This window comes from Devosia ureilytica (genome assembly GCF_024273195.1).
Classification (GTDB): Bacteria; Pseudomonadota; Alphaproteobacteria; order Rhizobiales; family Devosiaceae; genus Devosia; species Devosia ureilytica.
In genome coordinates this window covers 329,683-346,091 of sequence record NZ_JAMZCU010000001.1, presented here as the reverse complement: position 1 = coordinate 346,091, position 16,409 = coordinate 329,683, and the positions used below count along the sequence as shown (strand labels likewise).

Here is a 16,409-nt window from a genome sequence, read left to right as displayed (position 1 = left end):
ACCTACCCGACCACAACCCGCGATTCCGCATGACCCGCACCCTCGGCGAATTGGCGGAGGCGGTTGCGTAGATGGTCGCCGTTGAGAAACGCAAAGTCGGCTGGCAGGTTGAGCACCAGAGCGTCGGCATTTCGGCTGAAATGGGTGCGCGGCAGAATGCCGGGCATGGCGGCAGTCATCGGATAGGCAACGCGCATCAGCGACCCGATCAGCCGCGCCCGCGCCGTCAACTCCGCTGATCCAAGCGGCGCCAACACCTGCGCAGCCTTGCTCTTGAGCCCATCGTAGCGCACGGCCATGGTCTGGGCGAGAAAGCTTCGTCCAGGGTGATCGACCCCTGTCAGCGATCCATAGGCGACTGCGTCAACGCTTTGCGGCCCGCGATAGTCGGGGTGCGAGCGCCAGCCGATGTCGGCCAAAAGGCAAGCGACAATGCGCAGGCGCATCTCCGCCGGCGTTTCGCCGATCCCGGCACAATCAAAATACTGGCTGGTGAACTCGATCAGGTCATTGGCGTGGGCTGGCGAACGCGAACGCAACACCGAAAGCTCTTCGGCGCCCTGGATCAGGGGATCGATACCGCGCTCCCGCTCGTCCAGCATGCCGTGCAAATAGCCTTCACGCACCCCAAGCGCCGAAAACACAACGCTGGAAAATCGACCCGCCTTGAGAATTTCGGCCAACACGGCCGCGCCGATCGGCACCAGTTCCCGGCGGGAACTGCTGACTTTCCCCGAGCCCTCATAGGATTTAAGCGAATCCGCCGCGACGATCTCCTGGCAAAAGCTGATCATCTCCTCGGCCGCTACCACATAGTCCTGCACCATGTGCAACGGATAATCCCGCTGGGCTTGATGCAGCTTGGCCAACGAACGCCAGGTGCCCCCGATCGCGGCAAATTGCGTCCCGGCCTCGGCGCCTTTGAGGATTGACCCCTCCAACCGCTCCTCGGCCAGCGCCGCAGCGGCCTTGGGCGAGCCATTGGCATCGTCCTGCAGGCGAATGACACCCAGCTCAAAACTTTCACCATTGGTGTCATGGCCATTGGCAATATTGGAAAATTCGAGACTTCCGCCGCCAAGATCGCCCACCACGCCGGCAAAGCCGGGAATACCCGCCACCACACCAAGCGCCGCGTAATGGGCCTCTTCCTCGCCACTGAGCACCCGAACAGGGGCCTCCATGACCGCCTCGACGGCGGCGACGAATTCCGCCCGGTTGGCAGCGTCGCGCACCGCAGACGTGGCCAGGATATAGGTCTTGCCCACCCGCATCATGCGCGCCACCAGCGCAAAGCGCTTCATGGCTTCGATGGCCTTGTCCATATTGGCGTCTGCCAGCCGGCCGCTCTGGGCCATCCCGCGCCCCAGGGCGCAGGCGGATTTTTCATTGTAGAGCGGCGTCAGCGCGCGCGCATGGCGCTCATAAACCACCAGGCGGACCGAATTGGAACCGATGTCGAGAACGGCCACTGGACGGGCGCCCTTGATGCGTCCCTGCGCGGTCGGATCGGCATCGACGCCCCAGAACTGTGTCAAATTCAAGCCTCGTCACTCTCCACCATGCCCGCGCTACCGCGCCCGGACAGGGAAGGATTGGTCATGAAATAGTCATGGGCATTGAAAGGCTCTTCGCCCTCATTGACCTTTACACGATGCGAGCTGCCATCGGGAAGCACTTCCCAGCTCTGCTGATTGTCCTTGAGATAGGCAACCAGAATTTGATCGAGGATCTGCTTGTGCACGGTTTCATTCAGGATCGGCACCAGTGTTTCCACCCGGCCATCCAGGTTCCGGCCCATCAGGTCGGCCGATGAGATATAGACCTTGGCGCGCAGCGACGGCATCGCCTCGCCATTGCCGAAGCAATAGATGCGGCTGTGTTCAAGGAACCGGCCAACCACCGATTTCACCCGAATATTGTCCGAGAATCCTGGAATACCGGGCCGCAGGCAGCAGATGCCGCGCACGATGAGGTCGATCTTTACGCCCGCCTGGCTGGCATCATAAAGCGCATCGATCACCTGCGGATCGACTAGCGAATTCATCTTGAGCAGGATCGACGCAGGCTGTCCGCTGCGCGCCAGTTCGATCTCGTGGGCGATATTGTCCACCAGGGTCTGGCGCAGGTTAACCGGCGAAACCGCGATGGTTTCGAGTTCGGTCGGCCGCGCATAACCCGTGATGAAATTGAACACCCGCGCCACGTCCCGCGTGATTGCCGGGTCGATGGTGAAATAGCTCAGGTCCGTATAAATCTTGGCGGTAATCGGGTGATAATTACCCGTGCCGATATGGCAATAGCTGACCAGCTTGCCCTTCTCGCGCCTTACCACTTGGCTCAGCTTGGCATGGGTCTTAAGTTCGATGAACCCGAACACCACCTGCGCCCCGGCCCGCTCCAGGTCACGCGCCCAGCGAATATTGGCCTCTTCGTCAAAACGCGCCTTGAGTTCCACCAGACACGTCACCGACTTGCCGGCCTCAGCCGCCATGACCAACGCCTTGACAATGGGGCTGTCGGACGAGGTTCGATAAAGCGTCTGCTTGATGGCCACCACCTCGGGGTCGCGCGCCGCCTGCATCAGGAACTGCGCCACCACATCGAAGCTCTCGAACGGATGGTGGACCAGAATGTCCTTGGCTCGAATGGCCGCAAAGCTGTCGCCATTGTAGTCGCGGATGCGCTCGGGGAAGCGCGCTAGATAGGGCGTGAACTTGAGGTCTGCCCGGTCGATGTCGCAAATCTTGCGCGCGTCGGCCAACCCCAGGAACCCCTGCACCTCGAACACCTCGGCTTCCTTGACGCCCAGTTGTTCACCGATTTGCCGCTTCAGGGCCCGGGGCATGGACCGCTCGATTTCGAGCCGGATCACCTGCCCGCGCCGCCGCTGGCGCAGCGCACTTTCGAACTCCACCACAAGGTCCGCCGCCTCGTCGTCGATTTCGATTTCGCTGTCCCGAATGATGCGGAAAGCCCCTGAACCGACCACTTCATGGCCCGGAAACATCTTGTGAAAGAATAGCTTGATGAGCGTATCGATGGTCACGACTTCCGAGCGTCCTTCGGAAACCAGTCCGCTCGGCAGATTGATAAAGCGGTCGAGATTGCCCGGAATGCGCACCAGCGCCGTCAGGTGTTCGTCACTGTTTGGGCGCTTCAGCTCAAAGGCCAGCGCCAGTCCAAGATTGGGAATGAACGGAAACGGATGCGCCGGATCCACCGCGATGGGCGTGAGGATCGGGAAGATTTCCTCGCGGAACAATTTCTGCAGATAAGCAATCTGCTCCGCGGTCAGGTCATCGGCCTCGTGGATGACGACGTTCTGCTCAAACAGCTCTTCGCGCAGTTCCTTCCAATGGTCCTGCTGCTCAAGCTGCAGGTGCTGCGCCAGGGTGGCGATTTCGTCCAACTGCTCGGCGGGCGAAAGGCCATCGGCGCTCTGCTTGGTCATGCCGGCGCGGATCTGGCCTTTGAGGCCGGCCACGCGCACCATGTAGAATTCATCCAGATTATTCGCCGAGATTGATACGAACCGCAGCCGCTCCAGCAGCGGGTGGGATTGGTTGCCGGCTTCTTCGAGCACCCGCATGTTGAACTGCAACCAGCTCACTTCGCGATTGACGAAGCGGGCCGGGCTAACGCGCAGCGCCTCGACGTCGGGAGCCGAACCCTCGGATTCGGCAAATTCGCTCATTTCATTCATCGGCTTCGGCGTCCCAATCCTGTTGCCGGTCGAGTCCCTGCGCATTCTGGCGCAGCGCAAGGGCTTCCGACGCTATTGTGCGGGTAATGGCCGACCCCTTGGCAAGGGCCAGCCTGTCCATGAGATCAACAAGGGCAGCAGCCTCCTCGGGGCTGCGCTCCATGCGCGGCACCACATAGCCGATGACCTTGGGATCGATCCTGATTTGCCGATCCCCGAACAGTTTCACGAACATCTGTGACAGTTCGATGTCGTCGCTGACTTCCAGCCGGAAAACCGGCGCACGGCGAACCCGCGAGCGCACATCATCGGTCCGAAGTGGCCAGTGCGCAACATCTTCCCGCGCACTGAGCAGCAGCGTGCGCTCGCCCCGCATCGCCTGGTTCAACAAATGGAACAGATCGTGTTCGTCATAGCCAAGGCGGTCGACATCCTCCACCACCACGGCCTGCCGACCCGGCACGGCAGCCACTGCGCCAATGCTCTCTGGGGTCACGACCAGCGCGCCACTGCGGTCGGCAAAAATACGGGCCAGATGCGATTTGCCCGAGGCTGCCGGCCCAATCAGCAGCGTCACCCCGTCAGGCCAATGCGGCCAGGCAAGGATTCGCGCATGCGCCAATCCATTGCCTTCACCGACCAGAAAGTCGTCTTCGGCATGCGATGGTTCATGGCCCAGATCGAGCGGCAATTGCCGCGGTCCGGTTTCAGGGTATGGCATCGTCACGCGAAGCACGTCGTTTGGGACCGAGATAGAGCGTGCTTTCCTTGTATTTGCGCACCCCATAGCGCACCAGCACCGAGGCGATGGCCGCCATCGGCACGGCCAGCAGCAGGCCGACAAAGCCGAAGATGGCGCCCAGGCCCAAAAGGGCGAACATCATCCAGACCGGATTGATGTTGATCGAGGACCCGACCAGCTTGGGGTAAAGAATATTGCCCTCGATGAACTGCCAGAAAAAATAGACACCAGCGACAAGGGCGATCATCCACCAGTTCGGCGCATACTGGACCAGCGCGATCCCCACTGAAAGGCCCAGCCCCACGGCGAAACCCACAAACGGTATGAAGCTCAGCAATCCTGCGATCAGACCAACCGCCAGACCATAGTTGAGCCCGATCAGGCTCAGCGCCGTCGCATAAAAGGCCGCATCGAGCAACAGCACGCTGCCCTGCCCGCGGATCACTCCGGCCATCGATTTGTCGATTTCGCGCAGAATACCCTTCACCTCGCCCTTGTGTTCCTTGGGCAGAAGTTCATCGATGCCGCGCACCATGCCTTCCCAGTCGAGCAGTAGGTAGAAGGCCACAACCGGCGCCAGCACTGCGAAACCAACCACCGCCGCACCCGTCAGACCAATATTGACCAGCTCCGCGGGCAATGTTGCGATGAAACCCAGGGCCTGGCGTGCAAGGTCATTGAGGCTGGTCTGCAATTGCGCGGCGCGCTCTGGTCCCAGCCATTCGTTGATCTCCGGCGACCAGGTAACCGCCAGTTCCTGCAAATCGCCGACATAGCGCGGCAGGCGCTGGATCAGGCCAACAATCTGTTGACCGATCAGCGGCACGAACATGAAGAACAGGCTGATCACAATGGTCAGCACGCTCAGCAGCACCACCACCGTGGCCCAGACGCGGCTGAAACGCCACTTCTGCAACTGGTTGACCAGCGGGTTCAGCAAATAGGCCAGGGCCGCACCCACCACGAAGGGGAGCAGGATGCCACGAAATATCCAAAGGGTCAGGATCAGGGCGAGAAGCAACCCAATCCAGATGAACACTTGATTTCTGAGTGCCATGAAGTCGGGCAGCCCTTGCGTCTGGGTAATCGAAAAGCTATCAGGCCGTCTAACGGCCAACACCGAAAAATTCAACCAACCCGGTTCGCGCGCAGCCATTTGCGCCCGCAATCCCCAGTATGGCAAGAAGGCTTATGACCGACGCACAAAACCTGCCATCAAACGGTCTCTCGTACAAGCAGGCAGGCGTCGACATCGACGCCGGCAATGCACTGGTGGAAGCTATCAAGCCAGCCGTGCGCTCCACGCGCCGGCCCGGCGCCGATGGCGAGATTGGTGGCTTTGGTGGCCTGTTCGATCTCAAAGCCGCCGGGTTCACAGATCCGGTGCTGGTTGCGGCCAATGATGGCGTTGGCACCAAGCTCAAGATTGCCATTGATACCGGCCGGCACGGAACCATCGGCCAGGACCTCGTGGCTATGTGCGTCAACGATTTGGTAGTCCAGGGCGCCGAGCCGCTGTTCTTCCTTGACTACCTGGCCACCGGCAAACTCGACGTCGCCCAGGCGACCGCTATTGTCGAGGGCATCGCCCATGGCTGCCGCCTCGCGGGCTGCGCGCTGATCGGCGGCGAAACCGCCGAAATGCCGGGCATGTACCATGGCAACGATTATGATCTCGCCGGCTTTGCCGTCGGCGCTGCCGAGCGCAACGCCCTCCTGCCCCGCAAGGATATTGCTGCTGGCGATACCCTTGTGGCTGTGGCTTCGTCAGGCGTCCATTCCAATGGCTATTCACTTGTCCGCAAGATCGTAGATCTTTCCGGCCTCGCCTGGGACGCGCCGGCCCCTTTCGCCGACGGCAAGTCGCTGGCCGAAGCCCTGCTCGAACCCACCCGCATCTATGTCAAGCCGTTGCTCGCCGCCCTGCGCGCCGGCCTTGGCATCAAGGCCCTGGCCCACATTACCGGCGGTGGTTTCATCGACAACATCCCGCGCGTCCTGCCCGATGACCTGGCGGCTGACATCGACCTCACTGCAGTCAGCGTCCCGCCCGTCTTTGGCTGGCTCAGCCATGTCGGCGGCATGAGCGAGCGTGAAATGCTGCGCACCTTCAATTGCGGCGTCGGCATGCTTGTCGCCGTCGCCCCCGAGGATGCCGAAGCACTGGTGACAAAGCTCACCGCCGATGGCGAAACGGCAGCCATTGTCGGCCAGCTGGTTGCCCGCGATGGCGAACCCGTCACCTTCCGCGGCAAGCTCGCACTGTGAACCGCAAGCGCGTTGCCATTCTGATTTCCGGCCGCGGCTCGAACATGTCCGCGCTGATCGAAGCTGCCAAGGCGCCTGATTTCCCCGCCGAGATTGTTGGCGTGCTGTCAAATCGTGCCGCGGCACCGGGTCTCGAGATCGCCGCAGCCAATGGCATTGCGACGGCCTCGCTGGCCCAAAGCAAGTTCCTTAGCCGCGAAATGTTCGAAGACACCATGACCCAGCTGCTCGAAGGCTGGGAGGTCGACTTCGTCTGCCTGGCCGGCTTCATGCGCATTCTGGGCGAGGATTTCGTCAACCGCTGGATGGGCCGATTGATCAACATCCACCCCTCTCTCCTGCCCGCCTACAAGGGCTTGCACACCCACGAGCGCGCCCTGGCCGACGGCGTTGCTGAACACGGTTGCACCGTTCATTTCGTGACCCCTGGCCTCGATGAAGGCCCCGCCATTCTCCAGGCCCGCATCCCGGTGCTGCCCGGCGACACCCCCGAGACCCTCGCCACCCGACTTCTCGTCGAAGAACACCGCATCTACCCCGAGGCCCTGCGCCTCCTCGCCACGGGCACCGCACGTCTCTGATCCATCACAACAATTGATGGACCTATCGTCAAAATCGGTTCGACCTTTGTTCACGCGGGGCGTAGCGTGCCGGCCTTCTAAGCGGGTATGCAAAAATGAGTCTGCGCGACTGGTTCTGGATCATTCTCCTGGGCGCCATCTGGGGATGTTCCTTTGTTTTCAACGCCATACTGATCCGCGAAATCGGCCCGCTCTGGGTCACCTCGCTGCGCGTCGGCATCGGCGCCCTCGGCTGTTGGGCGGTGATGGTTGCCCTGCGCAAACCCGTCCCGCGTGATCCAATGCTCTGGCTGCAACTGGCCGCGCTCGGCGTTGTTGCCTACGCCATTCCCTTCGCCCTCTTCCCACTGGCCCAGGCGCATCTGGCCAGCGGCATCGCCGCGATCATCAATGCGTTGACCCCCATGGTCACCGCCGTCATCTCCCACTTCTGGATCGGTGGCGAAAAAGGTTCGCGTACCAAATTCACCGGCGTTGCCATTGGCTTTGTCGGCGCGGCAATCCTCGTGTCTCCGGCGCTCTCCCAGGGCGGCAATTCCCAGATCTGGGCCGTGGCCGCCTGTCTCGGCGCCACGCTCTGCTATGCGCTCACGCTCAATATCACACGCAGTTTCAAGCATATCGAGCCGACCGCTTTCGCCTCGATTGCCCTGACGGGCGCTGCCGTCATCGCCGTGCCAGTCGCCTTTTTCACCGAAGGCGTGCCGCATATGACCCGTCCAGAAACCTGGGGCGCGGCACTCGCCATCGGCCTGCTCTCGACCGCCTTCACCTTCCAGGTCATGTACCGTATTCTGCCCCGCGTCGGCGCCACCAACTTTGCCACCACCACGTTCATCGCGCCGATTTCGGCGCTGCTGATCGGCGTGACCGTGCTGGGTGAAACCATCCTCCCCATTCAGGTCCTCGGCATGTTGGTGATCTTTTTTGGCCTGCTGTTCATCGATGGGCGCATCCGCCAGATCTGGCAGCGCGCCCCAGCCTGAACGCGGATTGGAACTCTCCTGCGAGCCCCCCGTTGGTTCGCAGGAGATTTGCCATGCCCGATCCAAGACCTGATATCGATCCCGTCTCACCCGACGAGATCGTGCCGCAGCCCGAGCCGGCCCAGCCGCAACCCGCGGACCCCGTCCCGCAGCCACCACGGGAAACCCCGCCCGACCAGCCGGGCGAAGATCCAGCGCCGTCGTTCCCGGAAGAGTTTCCGCACGATCCAGGCTACCAGCCGACACGCGGCCACCGGCCAGAACCGGTACCGCCCATGCCCGCCGGCCTGCCGACATCGGATGCGGAGCATCCACACACCAGTCCGATGCGCAATGATGATGAAGAAGAGCTGGATTACAGCCTGCCCCCGGAGCCCCTCAACGACTGGAACCCGTGACCAAGCTGAATTGGCGGCCTATTCGATGCCGAGCTTGCTCTTCATCAGGTCGTTGAGGGCCTGCGGATTGGCCTTACCGCCAGAAGCCTTCATCGCCTGGCCGACGAACCAGCCGATCATGGTCGGCTTGGCTTTGACCTTTTCCACCTGATCCGGGTTGGCGGCAATGATGTCGTCGACGATCTTCTCGATGGCGCCCAGATCGGTCACCTGCTTGAGGCCGCGACGCTCGACGATCTCTGCCGGTTCACCCTCAGGCTCCTCGGCGATCATGATCTGCAGCACGTCCTTGCCACCCTTGGACGAAATCGTGCCACCTGCGATCAGGTCGACCAGACCGGCAATCTGCGCCGGCTTCAAATGGGTTTCCCAGACAGCCAGGCCCTGGCTATTGGCAAAGGCGGCCACGTCACCATTGAGAATATTGGCTACGGCCTTGCCATCGCGCTTTGTGCCGCCATGGGCAACACAAGCCTCATAATAATCAGCGGTTTCGCGGTCGAGCGTCAGCACCATGGCGTCATAGGCGGTCACACCGTAGTCGCTGATGAAGCGGGCCTGCTTTTCGTCCGGCAGTTCCGGCAGGCCTTCCGCCAACTTCGCCACGAAGGCGTCATCAAATTCGAGCGGCAGCAGGTCCGGGTCAGGGAAATAGCGATAGTCGTGCGCTTCTTCCTTGGAGCGCATCGACCGCGTTTCGCCGGTTTTGGGGTCGTAAAGCCGCGTCTCCTGGTCGATGGAGCCACCATCTTCCAGAATATCGATCTGACGCCGCGCTTCATATTCAATCGCCTGGCCGGCAAACCGGATGGAGTTGACGTTTTTGATCTCGCAGCGCGTGCCGAATTCACCGCCCGGGCGACGCACCGACACATTGACGTCGGCGCGCATGGAGCCCTGCTCCATATTGCCGTCGCAAGTGCCCAGATAGCGCAGAATGGTGCGCAGCTTGCTCAGATAAGTCTTGGCCTCTTCCGACGAGCGCAGGTCTGGCTTGGAGACAATTTCCATCAGCGCCACGCCGGAGCGGTTGAGGTCGACATAGCTCATGTTCGGGTGCTGGTCGTGGATCGACTTGCCGGCGTCCTGCTCCAGATGCAGGCGCTCCACGCCGATCTCGATTCGCTCCCCATCAACATCGAGCAACACCACGCCTTCGCCCACGATGGGGTCCTTGAACTGGCTGATCTGATAGCCCTGCGGCAGGTCGGGGTAGAAGTAGTTCTTCCGGTCGAACACCGAGCGCTTGTTGATTTTCGCCTTGAGCCCCAGGCCGGTGCGCACGGCCTGGCGCACGCATTCTTCGTTGATGGTGGGCAACATGCCGGGCATGGCCGCATCCACAAAGCTCACATTGGCATTGGGCGGGTTGCCGAAGGCGGTGGACGAGCCGGAGAACAGCTTGCTCTCGCTGGTCACCTGCGCATGAACCTCCATGCCGATGATCACTTCCCAATCGCCGGTCGAACCGGAAATCAGGCGCTTCTTGTCGGGGGTGCGGGTATCAACGAGGGTCACTGGGCAGTCCTGAAAACCAAGGCAAATATGGCCTTCTGCTTAGCCGTGTTGACCCGGTGTTGCAACAGCTTCAGCGCGCATCAATCGTCGTCGATTTCACCATCATAGGGGCGCAGGCGCTTCTCCAGATGCACGCTCACAAATGGATCATGGCCATCCCGCCCATCTGGGCGCAAAGCGAGGATGCGATAGCCCTGCCGTTCGTAAAACCGAACCGCGCGCACATGATCGGCCGGGGTTTCCAGATGCACCCGCTCGGCCCCCTGCAACTCGAGTATCGTTTCCATCCGATCGAGCAGCATGGAGCCGATCCGGTGTCCCTGCATTTCGGGAATGACGAAAAGATAGGGAATGTAGCTGCGCCCCGCCACGCGCGAACACCAGCCGACCACTACGCTGTCAATTTCGGCCACGATGGTGTTGCGCCAGCCATGGCCAACCGCATGCGATAGCCGACGGCGCTCGGCGTCGCGCAGTCCGGGTTTGTCGGTCAGGATCGGCAAAATGCCGGTTTCCCACGCGCGAAAAGCAATATCTGCTAATCGTGGGGCATCCGTGATTTCCGCCTTGCGTATCCGAATGCCGGGCATATGCGCCTCCTACCTTGCGCGTTTGCGCGCTGCGATGATGCCCTTCTCGTAGTTGATGTTCCAGCTGATCAGGGTCCGCCAGATAAGTTCGGCCTGATCCTCGTCCAGATCAAGCTCCAAACTGAGCCTCCGCACCTTCGTGATGACAGCCTCGATCCGCACCGGGTCGAAAGCCTCGTGCGGGTCCGTCTTGATCTCAGCCATCCGCGTTACATAGCCATGGCGCTCTGCAAACAGAGTCAGCAGCGCCTGGTCGATCCGATCGATCTCGACCCGCACGTCGTCCTTGCTTTGGCATTCTGCTGGCAGTTTGGCTGCGGTCACGTCTGGCCCCCGGCATGGTCTGTTGGTGTTGCTGGTTTGCACCGGCAGGGCGATGATTTCAACCCGCCATGCACGTGCAATCTGGCACATCCCGAGCCTGGGGCGTATGCAGAAATCATGTCTAGCCAGTCTGAGATTGCCTGAGACCCCGTCCCAAAGCGGCGGGGCATGAATGAACCGGACGTCGCCGCCCTGAGTGGGTCGGCGCGGCCAAGTTTGTTCGCGGGTCGAATTGACCCGCCAATTCAGGCTTCAGACATTTCCATGGATATATCCCGGAACGAACAGCGGGTGCTGCACGCACTCGCGCAGGGCGGCTGTATTGCCGCCATCAAGGACGAGCGCGGGCGCATTGTCGATTTCGAGTTCTTCAGCCGCGACGGCTGGTTGATGAGTGGCCTTACCCCGCTCGTCTTCAACAAGCTCAAGGCCAAGAAAGCCATCCGCTCCCAGGGCGGTCACCCCTACCGGATCACCAGGCGCGGTCTGGAACTGGTCCGCAGTCAGGTCGACAATCGATAGCCCTTCACCTCTCCCTTGGGGGAGAGGTCGACCCTCTTGGGTCGGGTGAGGGAGCCTTTGGTTCGGATGGAGAACAAGGTCCCCTCAACCGTCGGCTACGCCGCCAACCCCTCCCCCGACGGAGAGGTGAACAATCTCAGTGCTTCGTCACTTCACTCAGGGCCGCCGCCATGTGTTCCCACTCCTGGGATACGCTGGCGGTGGCGCGGCGCTTGCCGGCGCGGCGATACCAGTAATCGGCGTTGCCCATGTCGGCTTCAATCCAGTGCATCAGCGCATGCACCCAGTCAAAAGCCTGCACGCCCTCCATGGACTGGACGATGGTGTGGGCGCGCTCCCACTCGGGGCCAATGCGCAATTCACCCTTCTTCAGCCACCACAGTGCCTGAAGCGGCTTGCTCATGTCCTTGGGTGGCTCGGACCAGTCGAGCGTCGTGAAGATATCAACGGCCATCGGCACTATTCCTGTTGGCCCGGACGCGGATAGGGGCCGCGTCTCCACCAGTTTCAACTTCTGCATTGGCCGCAAATAGTGCGGAACGGCGGCGCAATCAAGCACCTGCCGTTGCGTAACAGGTTACGTCTTACCACCATTGCCTGGGTGCAAAGTCCTCACCGGCACTTTTTTCAATGACGCGAGCAGCCGCAAAAAGCGTCTCTTCATCGAATGGCTTGCCGATCAGCTGCAGCCCCAGCGGCAGCCCATTCCCATCCTTGCCGGCCGGCACGGCGATGCCGGGCAGCCCGGCCATGTTGACGGTCACGGTGAAGATGTCATTGAGATACATCGCAACCGGATCGCTGGCCAAGGCCTCGTCGCCGATACCGAACGCGGCCGACGGCGTGGCCGGCGTCAGGATCGCGTCAACGCCGGCGTGGAACGCGTCTTCGAAGTCCTTCTTGATCAGCGTCCGCACTTTCTGCGCCTTGACGTAATAGGCGTCGAAATAGCCTGCGGACAGCACATAAGTGCCAATCATGATGCGGCGCTTCACTTCGCGGCCAAAGCCGGCAGCGCGCGTCAATTCATACTGGTCGGTGATGTCCTTGCCCGAAATGCGCAGGCCGTATTTCACGCCGTCATAGCGCGCCAGGTTCGAGGACGCCTCGGCGGGGGCCACAATGTAATAGGCCGGCAGGGCATATTTGGTGTGTGGCAGCGAGATGTCCTTGACCGTCGCGCCCTCGGCCTTGAGCCACTCAAGACCCTGCGACCACAGCTTTTCGATCTCGGCGGGCATACCGTCCATGCGGTATTCCTTGGGCACGCCAATGGTGAGCCCTTTGACGCCGCGTTCCACCGCCGCAGCAAAATCCGGCACTGGCAGATCAACGCTGGTCGAATCCTTTGGATCGAACCCGGCCATCGAGGTCATCATGATCGCCGCGTCTTCCACGGTGCGGGCAATCGGCCCGGCCTGGTCGAGCGAGGAGGCGAACGCCACCACGCCCCAGCGCGAGCAGCGGCCATAGGTCGGCTTGATGCCAACCGTGCCGGTGAATGCTGCCGGCTGGCGGATCGAGCCACCGGTATCGGTCGCCGTCGCCGCGGCGCAGAGCCAGGCCGAAACCGCCGCCGCCGAGCCACCGGAAGAGCCACCCGGCACCAGATTGGCATTGCTGCCCTCGGCCCGGAACGGGCTGACGACCGGACCATAATAGCTGGTCTCGTTGGACGACCCCATGGCGAACTCGTCCATGTTGAGCTTGCCCAGCATCACGGCGCCATCGCGCCAGAGATTGCTGGTCACGGTCGATTCGTATTCTGGCTTGAAGCCATCCAGAATATGGCTGGCGGCCTGCGTGTGCACACCCTTGGTGCCAAACAGGTCCTTGATGCCTAGCGGTATGCCCTCGAGCGTGCCGCCCTGCCCCTGCGCCAGCTTTGCGTCGCTGGACTTGGCCATATCGCGCGCCTGTTCAGGCGTCGTCGCAACATAGGCGTTAAGGCTCGGATTGGCCTTTTCGATGGCGCCGATATAGGCGTCCGTCAGCTCAAGCGCGGTAAAGCTCTTGTCCTTGAGGCCCTTGCGGGCGTCGGCGAGGCTCAGCTTGGTCAGGTCAGTCAAAGCAATTCTCTTTCATTCGTCACGTCAGCCGTCGCAACTAATGCAGGCGACGTCAAATCCATTTCAAAAAAGGCCGACCATTCACTGTCAGGATAGTCGAGAAACGGCCCGCGCGGCACAAACCCGTAACGGGTATAGAGCCGATGCGCCTCGGCCATACCGTCACCCGTGCCGGTTTCCAGCATCACCACCGGCAAACCGCGTTCCCGCGCCAGATCAACGATGCGCTCCAGCAATTGCCGGCCAACCCGCTGCCCCCGCACCTCGGGCACGGTATACATGCGCTTGACCTCGCCAAGATCCGGGCCGTGCATTTTGAGTGCGCCCATGCCAATGGCCCGGCCGGCGGCATCACGCGCCACGAACAGCGTCGTGGCACTATCCGCCATCTGCTCGACCGTCATCTTGAACTGATATTCCAGCGGCGACAGCGGTAGCAGATGGTCGTTCAGCCGGACAACCAGCGCCCGCACGTCATCCTGAAGAGGCGTTTCGACAGCAATCGAAACGCTCATCTATTCGACCACCTTGGGGACCATGAAGAAATTGTCTTCGGTGAGCGGCGCATTGCTGACGATCTTTTCGGCATAACCGCCATCGCTCACCACGTCGTCGCGGCGGCGCAAGGTCATCGGCGTCACCGAGGTCATCGCCTCGACGCCGTCAACATTGATCTCGGCCAATTGCTCCACAAAACCCAGAATCGCATTGAGCTCGTTCTGATAGCCAGCAACTTCGTCTTCTTCGATGCGAATACGGGCGAGGCGCCCGATGCGCTTGACGGTGGCGGCGTCGACAGACATGCAAAACTCCTGCAGCAAAGGCGTGTTGCCGCGTTATTAGCAATGCCCCGCAGCAAATGACAATGAAAATGCCTTATGCGGCGGATCAGACTTCCACGGCCAGGCCCGGCTCCAGCGCGACGAGCCCCGTGCCATCGAGCTTATCCCTTACAATCGCAAGCGCTGCGTCGATCTCACTCTCGTTTCCCGCAAGGCCGATCAACCGCGGCAAAGCCTCCCCGACCAGCCCCTCGGCCCGCGCCGCCAGGTCCGGCCCGGCCAGCACCACCACGGCCCGCTCGACCCACCGGCCCAGAGCCGGCACTGCACCACCGAGCACCAGCAACGGCATGTCGTCATCAGCATCAATCAACAGCGCGCCCGCACCCAGTGACCAGATATCGGCAGCCCTGCCCGTGTCGCCGGCATCGAGGAGCCGTTGCGCAGATCGCGGGCGCCATGTCCGGCCATCGGCAAGCGGGAGTTTGCCAGCCAGGGACACGACATAGTCCGCTCCACTCACCAATTCATTGCGATCCACTCCCTCGGCAGCCGCGTCGGCGTCGATCACCAAGATCTGCCCGCCGATGTGAACTCGCAGGGCTGTATTCTCGAACCAGGTCATCTTCATGCAGGATCTCTTGGCTTGAACATCAGATGGATTTCGCTGGCCCCTTCTATGAAGCGTCTCGTCGAGGGCCGGTTGAGCATCCACCGTCCCGCCAAGCCGATCAGTCCGCTCGGGACCAGACGGATAAACGGCGCCATGCGCTGCATCCGCAGCAGTTGCGCGCCCGACTGATTCTGCTCGGACTGAATTTTTTCCACTTCGCGGCGACGCTCGGCCTCGAAGTCCACGGCAGCAGCATCGAGTGCCGCACCATCCGCATGCTCCAAAAGCAGCGGCCCGAGGTGATTGGCCAGCACGACTGCGTCGCGCAACGCGATATTGATGCCCTGCGCCCCCACCGGGGACATCGCATGAGCCGCATCACCCATCAAAACCAGCCCCGGAACCGACCATTTCGGCGCCATTCCACAGACCACATCGAGTAGCGTCGGATCGCTTGCCGCATCGCGCCCGGTGGCGAAGGCCTTGGCGAGCGGCGGCGGCAATACACTTGCCAGATGGTCCTTCCAGTCCTCCGCGTCGTCACCCCGGAACGCTCGATAACTGCCCTTGGCGATAATCCGTCCAATCTGGACATGGTCATTCTCTGCCGGAAAGGCGAGCCCGAAGAAATCATCCAGCAGGAACCCATAGGCTTCCCCCGGCAAGACCGGATCGCTGCGCGGCACGCGGCACCAGACCACGTCGAACTCCTGCCGATTGCCCTCGAGCTCGATCCTCAGCCGCTTGCGGGCCAGCGAATAGCGCCCATCGGCAGCGATGACATAGTCGCAGGCCAGGCTGCGCTCGCCGCCCTCGCCACCCAAGTGCAGCCCGCCTACCCGTCCATCCCCGATCACCAGGTCGCGAACGACTGTGCCGCGCAACAAGGTGAAATTGGAAAAGGTCGCGCATTTCGCGGCAAGCATCTCAAGCAAATGCGGTTGCGCCAACAGGCGAATGAAATCGACGCCCTCTGGCAGGATTGTCTCCATGTCGATGCGCAGAAAGCGCCGTCCGCGGGCAAAAAGCTGCATGGTGCGGATCGGCTCGGACGGCAAAGCCAGAAACGCATCCCAGAGCCCTGCCTCGCGAATGGCCGCCATGCCGCCCGGCGTCATGCCCTCACCCCGGAATTCGCGAGCAAAATCGCTATGCCGCTCAACGAGGGTTACCTTGATCCCCATGCGCACCAGCAGCCACGCCGTCAGCGCCCCCGCCGGCCCGGCCCCGATGATCGCGACATGCGCAGCCTGCTGCCCTTTGCTCGACATCGATGACTCCTGCGCCTATTGAGACGAGCAACAGCTACA

The 16,409-nt window shown here is 61.7% G+C and carries 18 protein-coding genes; 5 read left to right on the top strand and 13 right to left on the bottom strand.

Features of this window, described 5'->3' with window-relative positions; translation table 11 throughout:
* Nucleotides 1-2: 2 nt before the first annotated feature.
* Genes NIM87_RS01740 through NIM87_RS01725 form a run of 4 tightly spaced genes read right to left on the bottom strand, consistent with a single transcriptional unit; the run spans nucleotide 3 to nucleotide 5,505 of the window.
* Nucleotides 3-1,544, bottom strand: a complete 1,542-nt coding sequence (locus NIM87_RS01740) for a Ppx/GppA phosphatase family protein (protein WP_254672905.1) — start codon at nucleotides 1,542-1,544, stop codon at nucleotides 3-5.
* On the bottom strand, nucleotides 1,541-3,706 hold the full coding sequence (locus NIM87_RS01735; protein ID WP_254672904.1) for an RNA degradosome polyphosphate kinase: 2,166 nt from the start codon (nucleotides 3,704-3,706) through the stop codon (nucleotides 1,541-1,543). Before NIM87_RS01735 ends, NIM87_RS01740 begins: the two co-directional genes overlap by 4 nt.
* On the bottom strand, nucleotides 3,699-4,433 hold the full coding sequence (locus NIM87_RS01730; RefSeq protein ID WP_254672903.1) for a P-loop NTPase family protein: 735 nt from the start codon (nucleotides 4,431-4,433) through the stop codon (nucleotides 3,699-3,701). The genes NIM87_RS01735 and NIM87_RS01730 overlap by 8 nt, the downstream gene beginning before the upstream one ends.
* Nucleotides 4,414-5,505 (bottom strand): AI-2E family transporter, encoded by a 1,092-nt coding sequence (locus NIM87_RS01725; protein ID WP_254672902.1) that lies wholly within the window; start codon nucleotides 5,503-5,505, stop codon nucleotides 4,414-4,416. Before NIM87_RS01725 ends, NIM87_RS01730 begins: the two co-directional genes overlap by 20 nt.
* Nucleotides 5,506-5,639: 134 nt before the next feature.
* Between NIM87_RS01725 and purM the strand changes: the two genes are divergently transcribed.
* From purM to NIM87_RS01705, 4 genes are all read left to right on the top strand, one after another.
* The gene (purM, locus tag NIM87_RS01720) at nucleotides 5,640-6,716 is read left to right on the top strand and encodes a phosphoribosylformylglycinamidine cyclo-ligase (RefSeq protein WP_254672901.1); all 1,077 of its coding nucleotides are present in this window, start codon (nucleotides 5,640-5,642) and stop codon (nucleotides 6,714-6,716) included.
* Entirely contained in the window at nucleotides 6,713-7,297 is a 585-nt protein-coding gene (purN, locus tag NIM87_RS01715) for a phosphoribosylglycinamide formyltransferase (RefSeq protein WP_254672900.1), read from the top strand. Before purM ends, purN begins: the two co-directional genes overlap by 4 nt.
* Nucleotides 7,298-7,392: 95 nt before the next feature.
* Complete coding sequence (locus NIM87_RS01710; RefSeq protein WP_254672899.1) at nucleotides 7,393-8,283, top strand: DMT family transporter; 891 nt, start codon at nucleotides 7,393-7,395, stop codon at nucleotides 8,281-8,283.
* Between the two features lie 53 nt (nucleotides 8,284-8,336).
* Nucleotides 8,337-8,681: a hypothetical protein gene (locus NIM87_RS01705; RefSeq protein ID WP_254673320.1), complete on the top strand. Its 345-nt coding sequence runs from the start codon at nucleotides 8,337-8,339 to the stop codon at nucleotides 8,679-8,681.
* Between the two features lie 18 nt (nucleotides 8,682-8,699).
* On the opposite strand, the gene gatB is transcribed toward NIM87_RS01705, so the two are convergent.
* From gatB to NIM87_RS01690, 3 genes are all read right to left on the bottom strand, one after another.
* Nucleotides 8,700-10,199 carry an Asp-tRNA(Asn)/Glu-tRNA(Gln) amidotransferase subunit GatB gene (gene gatB / locus NIM87_RS01700; RefSeq protein WP_254672898.1) on the bottom strand — a complete coding sequence of 500 codons (1,500 nt, stop codon included), beginning with the start codon at nucleotides 10,197-10,199 and terminating at the stop codon, nucleotides 8,700-8,702.
* Between the two features lie 80 nt (nucleotides 10,200-10,279).
* Complete coding sequence (locus tag NIM87_RS01695) at nucleotides 10,280-10,789, bottom strand: GNAT family N-acetyltransferase (protein WP_254672897.1); 510 nt, start codon at nucleotides 10,787-10,789, stop codon at nucleotides 10,280-10,282.
* A 9-nt stretch (nucleotides 10,790-10,798) separates the two neighbouring features.
* Nucleotides 10,799-11,113 (bottom strand): chorismate mutase, encoded by a 315-nt coding sequence (locus NIM87_RS01690; RefSeq protein ID WP_254672896.1) that lies wholly within the window; start codon nucleotides 11,111-11,113, stop codon nucleotides 10,799-10,801.
* 264 nt (nucleotides 11,114-11,377) lie between these two features.
* On the opposite strand from NIM87_RS01690, the gene NIM87_RS01685 reads away from it, so the two are divergent.
* On the top strand, nucleotides 11,378-11,635 hold the full coding sequence (locus NIM87_RS01685; protein WP_254672895.1) for a YjhX family toxin: 258 nt from the start codon (nucleotides 11,378-11,380) through the stop codon (nucleotides 11,633-11,635).
* A gap of 136 nt (nucleotides 11,636-11,771) precedes the next feature.
* On the opposite strand, the gene NIM87_RS01680 is transcribed toward NIM87_RS01685, so the two are convergent.
* The 6 genes from NIM87_RS01680 to NIM87_RS01655 all read right to left on the bottom strand — a co-directional run bounded on the left by NIM87_RS01680 (nucleotide 11,772) and on the right by NIM87_RS01655 (nucleotide 16,370).
* A complete protein-coding gene (locus tag NIM87_RS01680; RefSeq protein ID WP_254672894.1) occupies nucleotides 11,772-12,089 on the bottom strand; it encodes a hypothetical protein in 318 nt (105 codons plus the stop codon).
* A gap of 130 nt (nucleotides 12,090-12,219) precedes the next feature.
* A complete protein-coding gene (gatA, locus tag NIM87_RS01675) occupies nucleotides 12,220-13,704 on the bottom strand; it encodes an Asp-tRNA(Asn)/Glu-tRNA(Gln) amidotransferase subunit GatA (RefSeq protein WP_254672893.1) in 1,485 nt (494 codons plus the stop codon).
* Nucleotides 13,701-14,219: a GNAT family N-acetyltransferase gene (locus NIM87_RS01670; protein WP_254672892.1), complete on the bottom strand. Its 519-nt coding sequence runs from the start codon at nucleotides 14,217-14,219 to the stop codon at nucleotides 13,701-13,703. The genes gatA and NIM87_RS01670 overlap by 4 nt, the downstream gene beginning before the upstream one ends.
* Nucleotides 14,220-14,507 carry an Asp-tRNA(Asn)/Glu-tRNA(Gln) amidotransferase subunit GatC gene (gatC, locus tag NIM87_RS01665; RefSeq protein ID WP_254672891.1) on the bottom strand — a complete coding sequence of 96 codons (288 nt, stop codon included), beginning with the start codon at nucleotides 14,505-14,507 and terminating at the stop codon, nucleotides 14,220-14,222.
* A gap of 85 nt (nucleotides 14,508-14,592) precedes the next feature.
* Nucleotides 14,593-15,117, bottom strand: a complete 525-nt coding sequence (locus NIM87_RS01660; RefSeq protein WP_254672890.1) for a hypothetical protein — start codon at nucleotides 15,115-15,117, stop codon at nucleotides 14,593-14,595.
* Complete coding sequence (locus NIM87_RS01655; protein ID WP_254672889.1) at nucleotides 15,114-16,370, bottom strand: FAD-dependent oxidoreductase; 1,257 nt, start codon at nucleotides 16,368-16,370, stop codon at nucleotides 15,114-15,116. Before NIM87_RS01655 ends, NIM87_RS01660 begins: the two co-directional genes overlap by 4 nt.
* Between the last annotated feature and the right edge of the window lie 39 nt (nucleotides 16,371-16,409).